Here is a 21,701-nt window from a genome sequence, read left to right as displayed (position 1 = left end):
GTAGTTTCAATTTAAAATCTAAAATTTAAAATCTAAAATATAATACGATGGATTTGAAAGATCGTTTTTTGAAATACGTGAGTTTCGATACGCAGAGCGACGAGGCTAGCGAGACTTTTCCGTCTACCGAGAAACAGAAGGTGTTGTTGAAATATTTGGTAGAGGAGATGAAGGGACTCGGGTTGACCGAGGTAGAGATGGACGAACACGGTTACGCGATGGGAACTATTCCCGCGACCCCGGGATACGAGGATCGTCCGGTGATAGGTTTTATTTCTCACGTGGACACGAGTCCGGATATGAGCGGGGCGAATATCAAGCCGCAGATTGTCGAGAATTATGATGGGGAAGATATTCGTCTGAACGAGAACTTGATGATGACCGTGAAGGATTTTCCGGAATTGTCAGCGTTTAAAGGACACACGTTGATTACCACGGACGGTACGACATTGTTGGGTGCGGATGATAAGGCCGGTATTGCTGAAATCATGACGGCTGCCGAGTATCTGATGGCTCACCCGGAGATCAAGCATGGCAAGATTCGTATCGGTTTCACTCCTGATGAGGAAGTGGGACGCGGTGTGGATTATTTTAACGTGGAGAAATTCGGTGCCAAGTTCGCTTACACGATAGACGGCGGTTTCGAGGGAGAGTTGGAATACGAGAATTTCAACGCTGCCAGTGCTAAAGTAAGTATTCAAGGACGTAACGTGCATCCGGGATACGCTAAAGATAAGATGATTAACGCGCTGCAAGTGGCTGCCGAGGTTAATAGCCTGTTGCCCGCTTGGGAACGCCCTGAACACACGGACGGGTATGAGGGATTCTATCACCTTGTCGGACTGAACGGTACGGTGGAAAATGCAGAGATCAATTATATTATCCGAGATCATAACCGGGAGAAGTTTGAAGCTAAAAAGCAATTTATCACGAAAGCGGTGGAATTGTTGACGGCTAAATACGGCGAGGGTGTGTTGACGTTGGTATTGAAAGACCAATATTACAATATGCGCGAGATGGTAGAACCGCATCCCGAAGTGATTGAGAAAGCTTTCGAGGCGATGACTCAAGCCGGGGTACCCCCGATCGTTCGCCCTATCCGCGGTGGTACCGATGGGGCCCGTCTTTCATACATGGGATTGCCTTGTCCGAACTTGTTCACGGGAGGTATGAATTTCCACGGGAAGTTTGAATACTGTTCTTTGGACACGATGAACAAAGCGATGCAGACAATTTTGATCTTGATTCAGCTTTGGGCGAAATAGAATAAAGCCGATACCGTAAGGTAAAGAATTGCCCCGTAAGTATCTCTACTTTACGGGGCAATTTAGTAATCGACCTACTGGGATATAGTAAGAGGGGTAGGTCTTGGCGTTTAGTAGAGGTGTTACATGTTAGGGATAGCCGTAGATATATAATCCGATGGAACGGTAAAACTTACTGAAGGAGCACTCTCTGAGAATGAGATGGCTTCAAATGAGTCGTCTTTGTCCTTAGAAAGCATGACAATACGCTTGTATCCACCGTATTCATAGGAATTGTTATTTTCCGTCCATTTCCATACGGTACATTTTTTTCCGGCAATTGTTTTTTCGCTTTTGGTTGCACCCGCTGCCGCCGCAGTATAACCTATGTCATCACCTAAAAAGATGAAAGGATTAGCGCTGGTACTGGCCTCGTCAGTTAACGTTATATACGTTTTGGTTTCAGGGGCAAGTATATAGCACTTTTTTGCTGCCCGGTCGAGGAGCATTACCGCGGTTATGTTACCATTTTCATCCTTGTCTTCGATACGTTGTTTTTTTCCTTTCTCGGTAAAGTATAGAATCGTGTTGTCGTTGTAAGTCACTGTTCCATGGTCTACCCCGAAATCCATGGAAAGAAGGGCTTCAATTTCTTCCTCCTTCGGGTCATCATCATCACTACAGCTAACAAGGCTGAACGTGGTGAAGAATAAACAAAGCAAGCTGTAAAAAATAGTTTTTTTCATAATCATTCGTTTTTAATTTTTAATCTAATACAAAGAGATGAATAAGTGAAGAAAGAAAAAAGTATTTGACGGTTCGATTTGTCCGACAAACGTGTATTCGGACAAAAAAGATGTCCGAATTTTTAATATCGGATTTTTATTCACTATATTTGAGATAAAATCAATGAATGAATGCAGTAGAGCAGATATTAAAGGGAGAACTGGATTTGTCGGACGAGATGTACGACAGGTTTATCGAGTTGACGGAAGAGGAATATCTGAAGAAAAAAGAATTCTTTGTTCAGCAAGGGAAAGTCTGCTATCACCTCGGTATTGTCGAGAGTGGTGTGTTGCGTTCTTACATAGAAAAAGATTCCGGGGAATTTATAAAAGACTTTTATTTTCCCGGTTCAATTGTTGTTTCATACGGGAGTTTTCTTACCGGGGAACAGTGTATTGGCAGTATACAGGCGTTGGAAGATACCCGTCTTGTCACGCTTTCCCGGTCTGCCTATGCTCAACTGTTGAAAGAATCGAACGAGTGGTTTAAATTCGGGAAGTATATTTCCGATTGTCTGTTAATCCGCAAATGCCGGAAAGAGACTTCGTTTTTGATGGATAGTGCTTACGAGAGGTATAAACTGTTGTTGAAGACTTATCCCCGTGTCGAGCAACACGTGTCACAGCATCATATCGCTGCCTATCTCGGGATTAAACCCGAATCGTTGAGCCGACTTAAATCTCTTAACATAGATCAATGAATTTCTTCTCCGGTTGAGGTATTTTTGTAAAACCGAAATGGAGAATATAAAATATATAAAGATGATAGATATGGAAATCAAATCTTTGAGTAATATCAATTTTGACGAGTTATTCGGGGCATTCGAACAGGCTTTTGCCGATTATGAAATCCAATTGAATAAGGCAGAACTCATGACCATGTTGAAAAGGCGCGGTTTTAATCCGGAACTTTCTTTTGCAGCATTTGACGGGGATAAAATCGTTTCTTTTACTTGTAATGGGATCGGGGATTTTAACGGAACGCCGACGGCTTATGACACGGGTACCGGAACACTGAAAGATTACCGGGGAAGAGGGTTGGCGACACGAATATTTGAATATTCCATTCCTTATCTGAGAGAAGCGGGTATAAAAGAATATTTGCTGGAAGTATTGCAGCATAACACGGGGGCTGTTTCCGTGTACAGGAAATTAGGTTTCGAGGTGACGCGCGAGTTCTATTACTTCAGACCGGAGAACGAGCGGATTAATAGAGACGTGAAGGCTATTGACCTTTCGTATTCGTTACGGGCTATAGATATGAACGAGTATGAATCGATACCCGGTTTTTGGGACTTCAAGCCTTCGTGGCAAAATAGTTCCGACGCTATAAATCGGGTGCCGGAAGATTTTATATGTCAAGGTGTTTTCACGGGGGACAGGCTTGTCGGGTACGGGGTTTTTGAACCGATGTCCGGGGATGTTACCCAGATAGCGGTAGATAAGCAATATCGACGTAAAGGTATCGGCTCGTTGCTATTCCAAAAGATGTTGGAGTCTAATAAATATAGCTCTGTCAAGATCGTGAATACTGACGTAGCCTGCGATTCGATGACCGCTTTTTTGAAGTCAAGGAATATTGAACCGACAGGAAAACAGTTCGAGATGATAAAGAAATTGTAAAGAATTAAAAGACTTTTGTTTCTCTTGTTTTGCCGGAAAAGTGTTAACTTTAGCGGTGAATTTAGCAAGATAAATAAAGCATGACAAATAGTACGTATGTAGCCGGACAGGCTACTCTTTTCCCTTTCACGCCCCCGAAGCATTCGGATGATTTGTGTATTCCCGTGCAGACGTGGGAGTTTTTGTGCCACACGTTATACTTGAAACGTTATCCTTTTCTGTTGGGTCCCAAGGGCTGCGGTAAGTCCTCTATTGCCAAGGAACTGGCAACAGCCATGGGCATGGAGTATTTTGCTTTCGACATGGGGCAGGCCTTCAAGCCGAAAAAGATGTTCGTGGGCGGGTTGATTATCGGGGATGACGGGAAGACAAAAGCGGTGCGCTCGGAGTTCTTCAAGGCTTTCGTGTCAACGAAACCCACGTTGATTTTCCTTGACGAGTTGACGCGTACGCCCATGGTGGCGGCGAATTTCCTGATGACGATTCTCGACAGGCAGCAATCGTATATTTATGATGAGGATTCAGGAAAACGATATAACAAAGGAGATAACGTGCTATTCGTGGCGGCGGGAAACGTGGGGTTTGCTTACGTGTCCACGCAACGGTTGGATACGGCTTTTGAAGATCGTTTTATCAAAGTCCGGTTGAATTATCTAACTTCCGCGGAAGAGGCTGATTTGATCCGTGTGCGTTTCCCGAAGGTATCCCGTGACGCGGCGGTACAATTGGCTAGGGTAGCCGAGGTGTTGCGTCTGGCAGAGCAGAAGGAAACTCTATCCGTGTCGCTTTCCACCCGGCAGGTGTTGGACGCGGCGGCATATATGCCTTTGGGCTATCGGTTGAGCGAGGTGATCGAACGGGTGATTCTCACGAATTACGTGATTACGGGAGAGGAAACGATAGCCCGTTCGTTGATACAGACCCTTTAATCGGACGATATGGATTTCCGGCGGATAGAAGAGATATATGACGAGCAATTTATTGATCGGGATTGGTGGGGTGATTTCCCGGCAGCCCGTAATTTGTTGGATCGGGATCTGGGGACGACGGATATATTGAAATTGATCCCGGTATGTGCCAAGATTGCTTATCATATTACGGGGGAGATTCCTAAAATGGTACTCTCGAACAGGGTACCCGCTTTGTCGATGAACCCGAAGCACATTGCCTTGAATCTGAAATTACTCCGTTTCGAGATTTCGGATGAAACACGGGTATTTGTTTTTTTCGGGTATTTCGTGCACGAGTTGGCACATTGGATTTACACGGGAAAGGATATTGCCGGGTTGAGCGAGGAAGAGTTGCTTTATACCCCGATGCATTATGATATGATTCATTTTATAGAGAATCGGCGGGTGGAGTCCAAGCTGGTAAAGGATTTCCCGGGGTATCACTATTATTTGTATGCTGCCCGGAAGTTGGGACTTGCCATGGGATTGAATGTCGTGGAATCCCGCATGGGGTACTACGGGGGACAGAGCGAAGACGGTTTGCACCGGGGAGGCGACGGGTCGGAAGCTCTGTATGACTACATCTGTACCAAGATATTATATCCGAATTTGCTGGACGAGAGTAATTATATGCGGGAGGTGTTGTCCTTTCCGGGTAATGACGTGAAGGTGAGGCAGGTGAATGCGATATTGAAAGGGATCAAGAATTACGCCGATCTGACTTACAAGGAAGTGGTATGGTATGCCGGGGCGTTGGCTGATTTGTTTCATGTAAAAGATGTTTGCCCGGATAATTTCTTCTTGCAGGAGATGAAAAAAGCGATGAAGGGGATTGAGGATTTCAAGACGGACAAACAGATTAAAATGGCGGAAACGGTGATTCGGGATCTCCGTAAAACGCTGAACAAGGATACCGTGTTTTCCCCGCAGTTGTTCGTGAGTTCGGAGCGCCAGAAGTTGGAGTGGAAGGGATCGCTGGGGGCGTGTGATCGTTTGGTAGAGATCGATGCGGAAGTGGCGGAAATCTCCGATGATTTGCTGAACCGGGCGAAAGAGTTGGCTGCCAAGATACAGGTGAGTCTTGCCATGTTTTCGGGAAAGATGGATCGGACGAGGGTGATATACGAGCAGGATTCGGGGGAATTGGATGAGGATGAATTATATCAATCCCGTTACAACCGGAATATTTTCTTTGAGGAAGTGCTGGCTCCCTCTGCCATATTGGAGGTGGTGATATTGCTGGATCTTTCCGGTTCCATGTGCACGGGTGACAAGATTCCTTTGCAGATTGTGATATCTTCTGCGTTGGCTCTGGCTTTCAACAAGTATCCCAATGTCGTGTATTATTCCATATACGGGCATCGTTGTGGTGATGACGGGATAGAAATCACCCGTTTCCATGACCGGGGGGAGAGGTTGCAATTGGGGAAGCTATTTTCACAACAGGCTCTGAATGCGAATGCTGACGGGTATGCCATGTTGTACTGTTTCGATAAATTCAAATCGGATGCGAAGAATAAATTGTTCTTTATGATCTCTGACGGTGCACCTTCTGCCACGGGATATGATGGTGAAGATGCACGTGAACACGTGTGGGTGGTGGTGCAGGAGGCGAAGAAACGGGGGATTGAAGTATTATCTATCGGGATTGATAATTTCGACCAGTCGGATATGTATGAAGAGTTTATTCCTTACGAGGGACCGGAGATTACTACCCGTATTTCGCGATGGATTCGCGAGAAGTTTATGTCGATGGCGGAGGATAATTCGTTTTAAATAGTCCATAAAGTCTGTAAAGTCCGTAAGGTCATGATGTCCTTCGCGCAAGTTCATGGACTTTTGACCTTATGGACTTTACAGACCTTACAGACTGGAGGTGTGTCAAAACACACCTTTACAATCCTAATTTTTTGCGGATCGCTTTCGGGATAGCATCCTTGTGAACCATGATTGCCACGGTTTGCAAGCGGCAGAAAGGTTCGGACATATAGAGATAGCCGCCGAATTCGCTTCTTTCATCACCCCATGAATTTTTTGTTTTATAGTATAGGGTTCCGTTTTGGTCTTTAAGCAATCCGGTGATGTGCATCAAGTGGTCGTCCGTGGTCTGGCGATTGTTGAACGTGAATTGCCGTTTGGCATCGTCCACTTTCATTTCCGGCACGGGAGATTCGAATGATTGCAACTTACTTTTTCTTTCTTTTTCGCTGAGGGTAGTCCATTTGTCAATCTCGGCGTTAATCATTTCTTCCGGGTTATCCGTCGGGAGAATTGCCAGTCCGCTAGGATGGCTAAAGCCATTGTGGCTCACGTCACCGTCCCAACAAACGGAGTAACCGTTTTTAAGCGCGTTGTTCATGACTTCCATTAACTCGTCAATCGGCAAGTTGTAATATTGACCGTGCAACCAGTTGTCGGGGATAGGAAGCACGATAGATTTATAGAACGGGAAAGCCTCAAAAGAGGTGAGTTCCACGTAATCGTCCAAGTTTAAGTCCAATGATTTTGCGAAACTTTGCGGGGTATATTCTTTTCCCTCGTAAGTGAAAGTTTCGGGAGTATCCCCGAGGTATGCCTCGATATAGCGCGTGAAACCCTTGGTCCACACGGGAGTAATTTGTCTGTTCGGGTTTTTATTTACCCCGTCGAGGATGCCTTGCAGGGCAGCAACCATTTCCGCGTGAATGTGGAAATCCCGTCCGTATTGCAATCCGGGGTACACGTCTTCCGGAACGATACCGTATTTCCCGATAGCGTACAGCACGTCATGTGCTTGTCCGCCTTCACTGAAATTGGTTTTCCCGTGGAATTGGATGTAGCGTAGTCCTTTCTCGAAGTAAACGTTTTTGGCAACGTATAGTTCTGCCAGATCATAGACCGGCTTGCCTTTCCGGAGCAATTCGGATTCGAGGAAAGAGAGTGCAGCGTAATCCCAACAGGTGCCGACGCTTTGTTGATTTTTTACCGGGGTTGCTTTTAAGTCCGCCACGGTTGTAAACTTGTACCCGGAACGGGGACCACCCTTTTGGGCAAATAAGGTCGTGCTGATTACGGAAAACAAAACGACCATGCATAATGAAAGATGTTTAATCATGTCTGAGTTATTTTTAGCATTTCTGGTTTGGTCACAAAGCTAACGAAATTTATTTATTGACTAAACTTATTTGGATAAACTTTGCATCAGATAATATCCGCCCCACGTTGCGGCAAGCCCGAGTATCACGCTTAACCCGATATTAAGGGAAAGCAAAAAATAGGCTTTCGCGCTTAATAATTGCAGGTTATCCAGCGAAAAGGTCGAAAAGGTAGTGAAACTCCCGCAGAACCCCACCGCTAGTAATAGTCTATGATTGTTCGTGAGGACGTTGGCGTGGGCTAATAGTCCGGCGATGATGCCCATGAGAAAACAACCTGCGATGTTCACGATAAAAACTCCTACCGGGAACGCCGTATCGAAATTCTTTTGAATAAAACCACTTAGCCAGTAACGGGAAACCCCACCGAACATGGAACCGAGCGCGACAAACAATAGATTACTCATGTTATATTTATATAGATTGGTAAAAAATCTTTTCATGACAAAATTAATGCTTTGTAGTAGATAATCTATATCTTTACCTTGTTTTTTGGATTGGTGCAGAAGAACGATTTAAATATCAAATTATTATTTATGAAAAAAAGAGTTATATTACTTTTGAGTGTTACCGCTTTGGTCGCATCTTGCAAAGAAGGAGCGAAGCAGACGGAGAATCCGTTGATGCAGAAATTTGAAACCCCGTTTCAAGCGCCGCCTTTCGATAAAATCAAACTGGCAGATTACAAACCTGCTTTCGAAGAAGGAATGAAACAGCATAAGGCTGAAATTGAGGCAATCGTGAACAACCCGGAAGCCCCGACTTTCGAGAACACGATCGTGGCTTTCGATCAATCCGGAAAGTTGTTGAACCGGACGTCGGCTATTTTCTTTAATCTTTGCGAAGCTGTCACGAGCGATGACATGTTGGCGTTGGCGATGGAAATCAGTCCTGCCGTGACCGCTCACGGGGATGAGATTAACATGAACCCGAAGCTGTTTGCCCGCATCAAGACGTTGTATGACAAAAAAGAATCGCTGGGCTTGGACCCTTTGGCATTACGCACGCTGGAAAAATACTACGATGATTTCGTGCGCGGGGGTGCTAATCTGAATGATGAGGACAAGGCTAAGATGATGAAAATTAACGGAGAACTGGCTAAGCTGAGTTTGCAGTACGGCAACAACCTGTTGAAAGAAACGAATGCTTTCACGCTGGTGATTGATAATGCCAAGGATCTGGAAGGGCTTCCCGATAACGCGATTGCTTCAGCCGCTGCCGAGGCAAAGAATCGGGGAATGGAAGGGAAATGGGTATTCACGGTACAGAAACCGAGCATGTTGCCTTTCCTGACGTACGCCAAAAACCGGGATTTGAGGGAAAAATTATATAAAGGTTACTATATGCGGGCAAATAACGATAACGCTAATGACAATAAAGCGGTACTTGCCCAAATGGTGAACCTCAGAACGGAAAAAGCTAAATTGTTGGGTTTTGATACTTATGCCGCTTACGTGATTGACGTGAATATGGCAAAGACACCGGAAGCGGTACATGCTTTCTTGGAGAGGGTATGGACTCCCGCGTTGAAAGTTGCCAAACAGGAATTGGCTGAAATGCAGAAGATCGCGAACAAGGAAGGCATGCGGGAGAAGTTGGAGAGCTGGGACTGGTGGTATTATGCCGAGAAGCTGCGGAAACAGAAATATGACTTGGACGAGTCTGAAATGATGCCTTACTTGAAACTGGAGAATGTACGCGACGGAATGTTCGAGGTGGCAAACAAACTCTACGGCATCACTTTGGAGAAACGGACGGATATACCTTTATATCACCCGGAAGTGGAAACTTACGAGGTAAAGGACGTTGACGGTAGTTCGTTGGGTATCCTTTATCTGGATTATTTCACCCGTGCCAGCAAATCGGCGGGTGCGTGGATGACGGAATTTCGCCATTACACGAAAGAGAACGGCAAGGAAGAGATGCCGTTGGTATCCGTGGTCTACAATTTCTCGCCTGCCGTTGGCGATGCTCCCGTGTTGCTGACTTGGGACGACACGGAAACCATGTTCCACGAGTTCGGTCACGCCCTGCACGGGTTCTTTACCCGCGGCGATTATCAACGTATAGCCGGGACAATACCTCACGATATGGTGGAATTGCCTTCACAGGTTATGGAAAACTGGGCAAGCGAACCGGAAGTATTGAAAATGTATGCTAAACACTATCAGACGGGTGAACCGATGCCGGACGCGTTAATCAAGAAAATACAGGAGAGCGGGCATTTCAATCAAGGATTTGCCACGGTGGAATATGTTGCCGCTTCATTGTTGGATATGGACTGGTATTCACAAACCGAACCGCAACAATTTGACGTGAACGCTTTCGAGAAAGCATCCATGGATAAATACGGGCTGATCAAGGAGATTTTACCTCGCTATCGTTCCACTTATTTCTCCCATATTTTTGACGGGGGATATTCTGCCGGTTATTACGTGTATCTTTGGGCTGAAGTATTGGATGCCGATGCGTTCCAAGCTTTCAAGGCTTCCGGGGATATTTACAATAAAGAATTGGCTGCTAAATTCAGAAAGTATATTTTGTCTGAAGGCGGGTATGACGATCCCATGGGGCAGTACGTCAAGTTCCGGGGACAACAACCGTCCGAGGAGCCGCTTTTGATGAAGAGAGGTTTAAAATAGTAATAATAAGGAGTTGTGTCAAGAGTTAATGTTTATTTTTTGAACTCCTCCGTCGGCTTCGCCGCCACCTCCTCTATAAACAGAGGAGGTGCTGGTGACTCTTCCCGAAGACGGTGAGTAATTCAGCTCTCCCTCTGTTTATAGAGGGAGTACCCCGAAGGGGGGAGGGAGTTAAAAAAAACTTTTGACACAACCCCATACTTCTTGAATGGCGTTTATGGCATATACGCGTCTGTGTATAATCGTGATTTGTGTGTTAGCGTGTGGAAAAGTAACTTTTTCCGCGGAGAAGTATCGTGTTCATTCGTTTCGCGTAACCGATACAATCATTGCCGGGGATGAGCGAATTGTGGTGCATGGTAAAGTTCTCGATACAACGCGTCTTCCTATGGTAGGAGTCCACGTACTGGAAAAAGGAACGACGAACGGGGTCGTTACAGATTGGGAAGGAAATTTCTCCATGAAAGTAAGGCGATCCGGAACGTTGATCGTTTCTTTTGTCGGTTACCATACTCAATTTGTGGCTGTCGAGGGCAAAAAAGATATCCGGATCACGCTGGAACAGGAGAGTGTTCTGTTGGACGATGTCATCGTGACGGCATTGGGAATCCGTAAAAAAGAAAATTCCTTGTCTTATGCCGCTTCCCGGGTGAACCGGAATGAATTGATTCGGGTGAAAGATCCGAATATGATCGTGACGCTTATGGGAAAGATCGCGGGAATGCAGGTGAACCGGAGTTCTTCCGGTATGGGCGGTTCCGTGAAAGTCGTGATGCGCGGTAATCGTTCGGTGGCGGGTAATAATCAGCCTTTATACGTGATAGACGGAATCCCGATGCTGAACGAGAGCAGCGAACAGCCGAGTACGTCTATCGGGGGTACGGCTGATGCCGGAAACAGGGATGCCGGGGATGGTATTTCCAATCTTAACCCGGAAGACATAGAGAGTATCAGTATATTGAAAGGAGCCCCGGCAGCCGCTTTATACGGGACGCAGGCTGCCAACGGGGTTATCTTGATTACCACGAAACACGGGGAAGCGGGGAAGCAGGAAGTTTCTTTCTCTTCGAGCGTGTTGATTGATAAAGCCATGATGCTCCCGAAACTGCAAAATCATTATGGCGTGAGCGACGAGGTGGAAAGTTGGGGAGAGAGAAAAGATATAAACACGGGGAACCCGATTTCTTCTTTTTTTAAGACGGGAGTGACCGCGATTCATTCCCTTACCTTTTCAACCGGAAATGAACGCACGCAAACTTATTTCTCCTACGCGAACACGGAGGGAAAAGGGATTATGGAAACGCATCGTTTATCAAAACACAACATGAACCTGCGGGAAAGTGCAACTTTTTATGACGGGCTTTTAAAAATAGACGGAAGTGTCAATTTATTGAAGCAAACGGTGAAAAATCGTCCGGTGCCGGGCGGCTTTTACATGAATCCGTTAGTCGGGTTATACCGTTTTCCCCGGGGAATGGATATCACGGAGTATAAAAATCATTTTGAAGTGTGGAATGAAGAGCGCCGGTTGAACGTGCAGAATTGGCACGCCCCGACGGAGGACTTCGAGCAAAATCCCTATTGGGTACTGGAACGTATCAAAGGGCAGGATCAGAGAACACGGGTGATAGCCTCTATTGCCATGCGTCTGATTCTTTCTGCTCATTTTTCGTTGCAGGCCCGCGGAAGCGTGGATTACTTGAACGATAAGTTCCGTCAGAAATACTACGCTTCCACGGCTCCGGCGTTGGCGGGAAGTAATGGACGTTATATCGACGCGAGCCACGAGCAGACTTTGACTTATGGAGATGTGCTCGGGACTTATAAACGAAAGTTCGAGAACTTTTCTTTGGATATATCTTTAGGGGCAAGTATAAATAATAACAAGACAAATGAACTGCGCTACGATTCGAAAACAGCTTCATTGAAATATGCCAATGTATTCAATATCGCGAACATCAATATGACGACGTCCGCTTATATTGCCGAGCAAATCGATGCCACGAGGCAGATGCAATCCTTGTTTGCAACGGCACAGTTGGGTTTCCGGGAATACTTGTTCCTCGATATTTCCGCCCGTAATGATTGGAGTTCCACGTTGGCTTATACTTCCCGTGAATCCACCGGCTTTTTCTATCCTTCCGTGGGATTCTCTTGGTTGATAGACCGGACGTTTTCCCTGCCCGAGTGGATCACGGGCGGAAAGATTCGCGGGGCATGGAGTATGGTCGGGAATGATATCCCCTTGTATATCACGCACCCCGTGTCACACGTGTTGGCGGGAGGCGGTATACAGGCTTCCGATGCCGCCCCTTTCGAGGAAATGAAACCGGAGAAAAACGTGGCGTTTGAAGCGGGAACCGAGTGGCGGCTGTTCAACGACCGCTTGCGAGTGGACCTCACGTGTTACAACACGGTCACGAAGAATCAGTTTTTCAAACTGGCGGCGAAGGATGGCGACACGTACGCTTATCGTTACGTGAATGCCGGGGAAATACGGAACACGGGGGTAGAGATCGAGTTGAAAGGAACCCCTTTTGAGGATACAAAAGTCAAATGGGAAACCGGGATAAATTACGCTTCCAACAAAAATAAAGTACTTCGCTTACACGAAGAACTGCCTGTTTTCCAGTACGGGCCTTATGGCTTTTCGTCAAGTTACGCGATGAAATTGAAAGAGGGAGGTTCCTTCGGGGATATCTACGGCAAGGCTTTCAAGCGGGATGATAACGGGAAGATTCTATACGAGACGGAAGGCGATTTGAAAGGATTACCACGAGTGGAGGGTGACGGTAACACGGTGAGAGTGGGGAATGCCAATCCAAATTTCACGTTGGGATGGACGAATACCTTCTCGTGGCGGAATTTTATGATGACATTCCTGATAGATGGGCGTGTCGGTGGAAAAGTGTTGTCACAGACACGGGCGGATATGGACTTGTACGGGGTAACGAGAGCCACCGGGGATGCTCGTGACCGGGGGTATGTCATGCTGGAGGGCGAGAGGATCACCAACGTGAAAGGATTTTACAAATCCATTGTCGGGGGACGTGCGGGAGTGACGGAATACTACATGTACGATGCCACGAATTTCCGTTTGCGGGAATTTTCCTTGGGATACTCTTTCCCGAAACAATGGTTGGAATCGGTACGGGTACTACGGGATATACATCTGGCTTTTACCGCCCGGAATCTGTTTTTTATATACAGGAAAGCACCTTTCGATCCGGATTTGATTCTTTCTACCGGGAACGATAATCAAGCGATAGAAGTTTACGGGATGCCTACCACCCGTGGTATGGGATTCAGTCTGCGTGTTACCTTTTAATCGGATGGCGGTATGAAAAAGAGAGTATTTGTCTACATGGTTTTGTTTCTGGGATGTATCGCTTGCACGGGACATTTTAAGGATTTGAACACGGATAAAACCGGGATCACGGATGAGGATACGCGTATCGACTGGAACCATATCGGGATACCTCTCGGTGTGGTGCAGCAGGGCATCTATTTTAATTATGATTTCGGCAAGGGGAAGAATTGGACATACCAGATCATGCAGAACCTGAGCGCCGATATGTTCAGTGGTTATATGCACGATTACAAGCCGTTGAACGGCGGTTCCCACAATTCTGATTATAATCTTCAAGACGGGTGGAACGGGACGTTCTGGGGATACACGTACGCTTATATCATGCCGCAGATCAAACGGTTGGAGGATTCCACGAGAACAGAGAATCCTCTTTTCTACGCGATCACGAAAATATTGAAAGTCGAAGTGATGCATCGGGTGTCCGATTACTACGGTCCGATCATATATTCCAATTTCGGGGAGATGAAATCGGTGTATATGCCGGATACGCAACAGGATGTTTATCATGCTTTTTTTGACGATCTGAAAGAGGCGGTAAAGACGCTGAGCGATTATATGGATAAGCCCGATGAAGTTTTTGATTTTTCCCGTTTTGATATTCTGATGGACGGGGAGATCCTTTCGTGGATTAAATTTGCCAATTCATTGCGTATGCGTTTGGCGGTACGGATAGCAATGGCTGAACCGGAAAAAGCCAGAACGGAATTTCAGTCGGCTATCAGTGATGAACACGGGTATTTTGAAGACCCTTTCGAGCTCGTGAAGGTATCTACCCGCGACGGGTACACCAATCCTTTGGGCGAGATCAACCGGGTATGGGGGGAAGTGTACATGAATGCTTCCATGGAATCCATTTTAAACGGTTTCGATGATCCCCGGCGGAAAGTGTTTTTTGAGCCCTGCATGGAAGACGTTTGTTTGCCGGATAAGAACGGTAAGGATTCCGTCATTATTCCTTTAAAGGGACAATACCGGGGGATTCGCCAAGGTACAATGTTCGCACACCCTTATTACGCGGCTCTGTCCAAGATATACGTGAACGTGAATACCGACGCGATCTTGATGACGGCGGCAGAGGTATGGTTTTTACGGGCGGAAGCAGCTCTACGGGGTTGGACATCGGAAGAAGCCGGGGATTGCTACGAGAGAGGGGTGAAATGTTCTTTCTCGCAATGGCAGGTACCCGACGCGGACGCTTATTTGCAGGGTGATAACCGGGCATCAGATTTCAAGGATGTATTCACGCCCGAGAATGATATCAAAGCCCGTTGCAAGGTATCCCCTTGTTGGGATGAATCCGCATCGCCGGAAATAAAGCTGGAAAGAATTATCACGCAGAAATGGTTGGCTATTTTCCCGGAGGGATGTGAGGCTTGGGCGGAACAGCGAAGAACGGGATACCCGAGACTTTTTCCCGTGAAATACAATAATAGCCGGAATGGTTGTATCGACACGGAAATCATGATACGTCGTCTGAACTTTCCTTCGACTCTTCTGGATGAAAGCGCGGAACAATACAAGGCATTGGTGGATGCTCTAGGGGGAAAGGACAACGCTGGAACCCGTTTGTGGTGGGATACGGGGAGAAATTTTTAAGAAATAGAAGGATTCAAAGATTCATAGGGATTACCTTATCGCGGGTAAACTTTTATTATGGAAATGTAAAGCATCCGAAATATGGGTATTTAGTCGTTCTTTGGTTAGAGTGTCGAAAAAATATAGTAAAAATTAAATGTTCCGCGTGAAACTTTATCAACCGCTTTTCGTTTCTATAGGTGTTTACAATGAAATACAAAGAACCTTTAAATATTTATAGTTATGATGAAAGGAAATATTGGTTTAGACGCATCAATGATCAAATCCAGCAAAACCATTTTAAATAACCTGCTTGCTGATCATTTTGTTTTACTGGCTAAAACATGGAATTACCACTGGAATATGAAAGGCGCGAGCTTCAGATCTTATCACACGTTCTTGGAAGATCTTTATAACGGCCTGATTGAAGATATCGACAGTATTGCCGAGCGTGTTCGTGATTTGGACGAACGTCCTATCGGGTCTTTGAAAGGCTGTCTGGAGCACAACCGCATCAAAGAACAAGACGAGGAGAAACCGCTTCCCGATGCAAAGGGGATGTTGGCAGCCTTGTTGGATGACAATGCAGAAGTTATCCGTCAGATACGTTCTGATTTGGAAACCATGGATAAAGAAGGCTCGAAAGATTTCGGAACATCCAATTTCTTGGAAGACATGATTGAGAAAAAGGAAAAAGTAACTTGGATGATCCGTGCCCATTTGGAATAAGGATAGATTTTTATGTTATGAGTGAATGAGGGGGACTGTCGATTATCGGCAGTCTTCTTTTTTATGTTCGCCTTGTATTCCGATGTTTTTTGTATCTTCGTACCCGTTAATCAGGAGATATGGATGATAGAGAGATAAGTGGTATTTTAATCCACTGGTACGAGAAGAACAAGCGGGAATTGCCGTGGCGGGAAACCGGCGAACCTTACTTGATTTGGATCTCGGAGATTATACTCCAGCAAACCAGAGTGGCGCAGGGGTTGGATTATTTCAACCGTTTCGTGCAACGTTTTCCCGATGTGCGTTCCCTCGCGGAAGCTGACGAGGATGAGGTGATGAAATACTGGCAAGGCTTGGGTTATTATAGTCGTGCCCGCAACCTGCATGCGGCGGCAAAGCAAATCGTGGATTCTTTCGACGGCGTTTTTCCCCGGACGAGAGAGGATATCTTATCACTGAAAGGGATCGGGGATTACACGGCTGCCGCGATAGCTTCTTTTGCCTATCAACAACCTTACGCCACGGTAGACGGCAACGTGTACCGGGTGTTAGCCCGGCTGTTCGATTTGGAGATGCCTATTGATAGCGGCGAGGGAAAGAAGTATTTCACGGAATTGGCACAATCGTTACTGGACGAACGGCATCCAGATCTGTTCAATCAGGCGATGATGGAATTCGGGGCTTTGCAGTGTGTCCCGAAATCCCCGGCTTGCGATTCTTGCCCTTTGAACGGGAAGTGTCTGGCATTGGCTTCCGGGCGAGTGGAACAATTACCCGTGAAGAACGGGAAGACCATGGTTAAACCCCGTTATTTTAATTATTTGCATATCCGCGGTCAGGGTAAAACCTTGCTTTCCAAGCGCACGGGAAATGACATTTGGCGTAATCTTTACGAGTTCCCGTTGGTCGAAACGGCATCTCCCGTGTCTTGGGGAGAGTTGCAACAAGTGACCGGATTCAATACATTATTCGGCGGAATGACGGGTATCAACGTGAAACGGGAGTTCACGGCTAAAAAGCACGTGTTGTCCCACCGGGTAATTTACGCCGTGTTCTACGAGATTCTGGTAGATGCTTTCTCTCCTGCCATGCAGAAGTACCTTCAGGTGCCGGATGAGGAGGTAGGTAATTACGCGGTATCCCGTTTGGTGCAGTCTTACTTGGAAAAGCGGGAAACTTTGTTGTTTTGATAAATAAAATTATTCCTTTTTGGTGTGTCACTGGTGAAAAAGATTTATTTTTGTATTGATGCGGAAAGATGATAGAGATATACTTGACAGGTTCACGAAGAATCGTAAGGACGGGATTCGCGTGCTGTTCGATCGTTACTATCGTCCTCTGGTGTTGTATGCCGGGACATTGATCAGTGACGACACGATGGCGGAAGATCTCGTTCAGGAATTTTTCGTGCGTTTGTGGGAAGACGATTATCTCGAACGTATCGAGAGCAAGGCGCTCAGTTCTTATCTTTTCTCTTCCGTGCGCAACAGTTGTTATACATACTTGCACAAGAACGATGTGATGCGTGCCCGCGTGGACTTCACGTCTATTGACGTGGCGGCAGATTCGGCGGCGGCTTTAAGCCAAGAAATCGTGGATAGGGTAACTGCCGTGATAGCCCGAATGCCCGAACAGACGGGACGGGTGCTGAATTGCGTGTTGATGCAGGACATGAAATATCAGGAAACAGCCGACGAGTTGCATGTATCCTTGAACACCGTGAAAACTTTGTTGCGCAACGGGATGCGGCTTTTGCGTGAAGAACTGCAAAGCGAACAGGAGTTGATTCTATTATTCGTTTGCGCGGGTAATTCGGAAAGTTGAACCGACGCGGGGTAACGTAGCTATCCTGAAGCTATACTCGTGCTACACCATATTGAGCCTTATTGGTTTATGCTTGTTTCCCGTTGGAATGTTCATGGCAGGGATGGCTTGAATATTTGTCAAGTTAAATTAGATTATTTCTTGTTAAAACGTGGGCGAAGAGTGGGCTATAAGTAGGCTAAGTGTAGGCGATGCCGCCTAATAGTCACCTAATAGTCGCCCAAAACTCACCCAACCCGGTTTTATATCCTGCTTAAAGCCCTCTTAAAGGTTATATGAAGTGATAGCTTTGCGTGAATATTTTAAAATATATATATTTGCCACCCTTTTTCATGAGGAGTAATTATTTTCAAGTAGAATGTAGTTTTAAACAGAGACAGACGATGAAAAGATTTTTTTCAACCTGCCTGTTGTTTTGGGTGGGCATATTCTTACTATTGGTCGGTTGTAAGAAGGATGAGGTGACAGTTGTCGAAGACGAGGATATTGTGGATAATGAATTACCCGTCAGGTTGACGGTGGCGGATTATAACGAGAATAACACGTATTATTTGTTGAATGATGACGAATCCCCGGATGTTTATTTCGATTCGAAGCAGCGAAGTTTTCTCGTGACGCAGCCCTTGCAAATTTCGCTGGATGACGAGCTCAATTTCCAGATTCGTTTTTATAGCCCGAGAGCCTTGAAAGGCGTGACGATTTGGGCAACCATCGAGGGGTACGACGAGGAGGTCGAGTTTATGTCGCTCGAGAAAATCATGCCGTTCCAACAGCTTCGGGTGCCTGTGCCTTTTGTCACCACGGATATGACCGCGTACACTCGCGGCGGAAAAAAGATTCTTATCACGGCAAACCCGGACTTGACGGCGGAGGATATCTCTTTTAGAATCGAGTGTGACGATCCTTATTGGGCAAGGTTGCAATCTATCCGTTGTAAATGGAATATCGCTTTCGGCAGGTATAGCGACACGCAGGCAAGCTGGAAGTATAAAATGAAGGCTTCACACACGCGTGAGGCGGTGGCGATTGCGTTGAACATGAGTTATATGTTTTCGTCGGAGAAGTTCGAGAAGGCGTTGCACGAGTTCGGACCTCTACATAGTAACAATGACAGGGTGGAGATTGACAAGCATGCTTTATTGACAAGAGTGCTTAATCACCGCGGGTTGGTTTTCGGTTATACCACGGGTGTGATGGGATTGGGTGGCGGCACGACGTACGGGATGCACGAGGTGTGTTACCTTGAGCATTATGCCGATGATAAGAGCATCACGGAAACCCTTTTTCATGAGTTCGCGCATTGCGTGGGATACGGGCATGCCGGGAATATGACCTATGAGCAGACGGGACCCGGGTGGATTACCTTGTGTAATAACGTGTACGTCGAGTTGTCGCGTGAAAAGGAGTTGCCCGTTTACTCCCGCCGTTTCCTGCATACCCGTAAGTGCAAGAACAGGTATTTTGACGATATATACGTGGCGTCAAAATATATTATCGAGGATCCGGAACTTGATGCCCTAGATGGTGGTTTGTCCCCGTTGCGCGGGGTGACGGACACGGGTGGGGATGACGGTATGCCGCTGACTTTCCGATTGGATTACGCGGATGTGCCCGGGGCAACGGCCGCCACTTTCCGCCCGAAAGACGTGTACGCGTACGGGAATACCTTGTACGTGGTGAATGATGCTGACAATAATTATAGCGTGGAGGTGTTCAATCTCGAGCCTAACAGTATGAAACAGCATTTGCATGGTATCCGGGAATGGTCGCGGGGGGACGAAACGGAAACGTTCGGTGGTAGACCGAATGGTGTTACGCGTGCTAACGGGAAGATATATGTCACTCACGAGGGGAGTCGCACGGAGATTTTCGACGCGGGGGATTACCGGTTTGTCACGTGTATCGGAACCGGGGCGTGGGGTACGGGGCCTTCTCAAACCGTGCACGCTTTCGACGTTGTGCTTTACAAGGGGATGGTGGCGATTCATGACAAGCGTTATGTCAATTTCGTGGAAGAGGGGGTGTTGACGCCCGGAAACGTGGCACCGCGTTTGTACATTCGGTCGGAGCATTTGGGCGAGGTGAGCGCCGCTTACGGCATGGCGGTCGATGAACGGGCGGGATTGCTTTATTCCACCCATCCGTCCAAGCGTATAGATGTTTTCGCTCTTGGTGATATACGCGAGGGTGTGACGCTTAAACGTGTCAAGCAGTTGGCTTATCGTAACATGCCTTACGCGCTGGATTTTTACAAGGGTAGGTTGTTCGTGACTTCTAACGGCAACGAGAAGTTTTGCGAAGTTGACCCGGAAACGGGGGATACCGTGAAGGATTACACGACGGTCGGTGGCATCACGTTGCAAGCCCCCGAGAAGTTCTGTATCCGCCGTAGCACGTTGCTTATTGTCGACCGCACGAAGGACGGGCCGTGTCTTTACGCTATTCCCACGCGGGAGTTGAAATAGGAGCGTATGGTTGTTTTTTTTCAAAAAAAATACACCCTTCATTCACCCGTTTTGATTTTTATTTAGTCTTACTTGTATAAAAAACAAAGTATGACTATATCGAATTACATAGAAGAGTTGATTTACCGTGTGTTAGCAGGAGATGCAAGCGAGGAGGAACGATGTGAGTTGGAGGCGTGGGTGCGGGAGAGCGAGGAGCATCGAGTGTTTTTTCACAAGGTGGAGCGGGCTTGGTACACGGGGAAGTATGCCGTGAGGTGGAAAAACGTGGAGATGAGTTCCGCGTGGAAAGCTGTGGAGCATAAGCGGGAAAGTCATCGACGGAGGCGTTTGTTGCGCGTTGGTTGGAGTGTGGCGGCGGCAGTGGTGTTGGTGGTCGGGTTGGCGTGGATGTTTTTGCCGTCGGGGGAAGAGAAGATGCCCGTGGCGATGGTGCAGGCTCCGGTGGGTAAGCCCGGGGAGTCGAAGGCGTTGCTGGTGCTTTCGTCGGGAGAGCGGGTTGCTTTGGGAGGCGAACAGGCGGACACGATACGGGAGAAGGGGCAATCGATTTTGCGGGAGAAGGATTATATTGATTATAGCCGGGAGAAAGGTGGTGGAGTGACGGAAACGGTTTATAATGAGTTGATTGTGCCTGTTAGTGGGGAGTACCGTTTGTTGCTTGCCGATGGGACTGTCGTTTACATGAATTCGGAATCCCGCTTGAAATATCCGGTACGGTTCACCGGGAGCGAGCGATTGGTGGAGTTGGAAGGAGAGGCTTATTTTGAGGTGGAGCGGGATGAGGAGCGTCCTTTCGTGGTACGCACGAGTCGGTTGGACGTGACGGTATTGGGCACCGGGTTTAACGTGATGGCTTACAAGAAGGATGCCCGCACGGAAGTCACTTTGGTGAACGGGAAGGTGGACGTGACGAGCGGGAAGATTAGCGAGGTGTTGACCCCGAACCGACAGTTCGTGATGAATAACGAGAGTGGTGAATACGAGGTGCGTACGGTGGATGCGGATGCTTATGCCGCGTGGAAAAAGGGGACTTTGAATTTTGACGCGATGCCGTTGGAGGAGTTGGGGGATAAGTTGGCACGTTGGTACGGGGTGAGTTTCTTTTTCAGTAACGAGCGTTTGAAGCAGTTGAAGTTCACGGGTGCTTTCAGGAAATATAATGACATGGATTATATTCTTTCTTTGATAGAGGCAACGACGGATGTAACTTTTAAAATCAATGGAAATGCAATTATAGTTAACGGAAAATAAAGTAGAAAACCGCTTCCGAAGGGGCATAAAAATACCGGAAAGTGTTGGGAGCACGATCCGGTAGTCACTCCCGGGGGAGCATTAAGAATCACTTAATTCACAAATG

General features: G+C 46.8%; 16 protein-coding genes. 13 read left to right on the top strand and 3 right to left on the bottom strand.

Going from position 1 to position 21,701, the window contains the following annotated elements; all coding sequences use genetic code 11:
• Positions 1-47: 47 nt before the first annotated feature.
• Positions 48-1,265 (top strand): peptidase T, encoded by a 1,218-nt coding sequence (pepT, locus tag ACK8P8_RS15710; protein ID WP_369860844.1) that lies wholly within the window; start codon positions 48-50, stop codon positions 1,263-1,265.
• A gap of 122 nt (positions 1,266-1,387) precedes the next feature.
• Here the strand turns inward: pepT and ACK8P8_RS15705 are convergent, their stop codons facing one another.
• Positions 1,388-1,990: a hypothetical protein gene (locus tag ACK8P8_RS15705; RefSeq protein ID WP_369860843.1), complete on the bottom strand. Its 603-nt coding sequence runs from the start codon at positions 1,988-1,990 to the stop codon at positions 1,388-1,390.
• A gap of 167 nt (positions 1,991-2,157) precedes the next feature.
• On the opposite strand from ACK8P8_RS15705, the gene ACK8P8_RS15700 reads away from it, so the two are divergent.
• The 4 genes from ACK8P8_RS15700 (at position 2,158) to ACK8P8_RS15685 (ending at position 6,378) form a co-directional block, all read left to right on the top strand.
• A complete protein-coding gene (locus ACK8P8_RS15700) occupies positions 2,158-2,730 on the top strand; it encodes a Crp/Fnr family transcriptional regulator (RefSeq protein ID WP_292267246.1) in 573 nt (190 codons plus the stop codon).
• A 70-nt stretch (positions 2,731-2,800) separates the two neighbouring features.
• Entirely contained in the window at positions 2,801-3,652 is an 852-nt protein-coding gene (locus tag ACK8P8_RS15695; protein WP_227215469.1) for a GNAT family N-acetyltransferase, read from the top strand.
• Positions 3,653-3,732: 80 nt separating this feature from the next.
• Positions 3,733-4,581 (top strand): AAA family ATPase, encoded by an 849-nt coding sequence (locus ACK8P8_RS15690; RefSeq protein WP_227215452.1) that lies wholly within the window; start codon positions 3,733-3,735, stop codon positions 4,579-4,581.
• 9 nt (positions 4,582-4,590) lie between these two features.
• Positions 4,591-6,378 carry a cobaltochelatase CobT-related protein gene (locus tag ACK8P8_RS15685; protein WP_369860842.1) on the top strand — a complete coding sequence of 596 codons (1,788 nt, stop codon included), beginning with the start codon at positions 4,591-4,593 and terminating at the stop codon, positions 6,376-6,378.
• A 118-nt stretch (positions 6,379-6,496) separates the two neighbouring features.
• On the opposite strand, the gene ACK8P8_RS15680 is transcribed toward ACK8P8_RS15685, so the two are convergent.
• On the bottom strand, positions 6,497-7,696 hold the full coding sequence (locus ACK8P8_RS15680; RefSeq protein WP_303181120.1) for a C1 family peptidase: 1,200 nt from the start codon (positions 7,694-7,696) through the stop codon (positions 6,497-6,499).
• Between the two features lie 66 nt (positions 7,697-7,762).
• Entirely contained in the window at positions 7,763-8,143 is a 381-nt protein-coding gene (gene crcB, locus ACK8P8_RS15675) for a fluoride efflux transporter CrcB (RefSeq protein ID WP_292267234.1), read from the bottom strand.
• A gap of 129 nt (positions 8,144-8,272) precedes the next feature.
• On the opposite strand from crcB, the gene ACK8P8_RS15670 reads away from it, so the two are divergent.
• From ACK8P8_RS15670 to ACK8P8_RS15635, 8 genes are all read left to right on the top strand, one after another.
• The gene (locus tag ACK8P8_RS15670; protein WP_227215448.1) at positions 8,273-10,378 is read left to right on the top strand and encodes a M3 family metallopeptidase; all 2,106 of its coding nucleotides are present in this window, start codon (positions 8,273-8,275) and stop codon (positions 10,376-10,378) included.
• Between the two features lie 217 nt (positions 10,379-10,595).
• Positions 10,596-13,706 carry a SusC/RagA family TonB-linked outer membrane protein gene (locus ACK8P8_RS15665; RefSeq protein WP_369860841.1) on the top strand — a complete coding sequence of 1,037 codons (3,111 nt, stop codon included), beginning with the start codon at positions 10,596-10,598 and terminating at the stop codon, positions 13,704-13,706.
• 12 nt (positions 13,707-13,718) lie between these two features.
• Positions 13,719-15,344: a SusD/RagB family nutrient-binding outer membrane lipoprotein gene (locus tag ACK8P8_RS15660; protein WP_369860840.1), complete on the top strand. Its 1,626-nt coding sequence runs from the start codon at positions 13,719-13,721 to the stop codon at positions 15,342-15,344.
• Positions 15,345-15,566: 222 nt separating this feature from the next.
• The gene (locus ACK8P8_RS15655; RefSeq protein ID WP_227215446.1) at positions 15,567-16,052 is read left to right on the top strand and encodes a Dps family protein; all 486 of its coding nucleotides are present in this window, start codon (positions 15,567-15,569) and stop codon (positions 16,050-16,052) included.
• 119 nt (positions 16,053-16,171) lie between these two features.
• Entirely contained in the window at positions 16,172-17,242 is a 1,071-nt protein-coding gene (gene mutY, locus ACK8P8_RS15650) for an A/G-specific adenine glycosylase (RefSeq protein WP_292267223.1), read from the top strand.
• A gap of 58 nt (positions 17,243-17,300) precedes the next feature.
• Entirely contained in the window at positions 17,301-17,876 is a 576-nt protein-coding gene (locus ACK8P8_RS15645; RefSeq protein WP_186977956.1) for a sigma-70 family RNA polymerase sigma factor, read from the top strand.
• 383 nt (positions 17,877-18,259) lie between these two features.
• Complete coding sequence (locus tag ACK8P8_RS15640; RefSeq protein WP_369860839.1) at positions 18,260-20,341, top strand: NHL repeat-containing protein; 2,082 nt, start codon at positions 18,260-18,262, stop codon at positions 20,339-20,341.
• Between the two features lie 90 nt (positions 20,342-20,431).
• Complete coding sequence (locus tag ACK8P8_RS15635; protein ID WP_410026043.1) at positions 20,432-21,595, top strand: FecR family protein; 1,164 nt, start codon at positions 20,432-20,434, stop codon at positions 21,593-21,595.
• Positions 21,596-21,701 lie beyond the last annotated feature (106 nt).

The organism is Butyricimonas muris, from assembly GCF_046365375.1.
Lineage (GTDB): Bacteria > Bacteroidota > Bacteroidia > Bacteroidales > Marinifilaceae > Butyricimonas > Butyricimonas muris.
The sequence above is the reverse complement of the archived record's forward strand: the minus strand, read 5'-3'. Positions and strand labels throughout refer to the sequence as shown.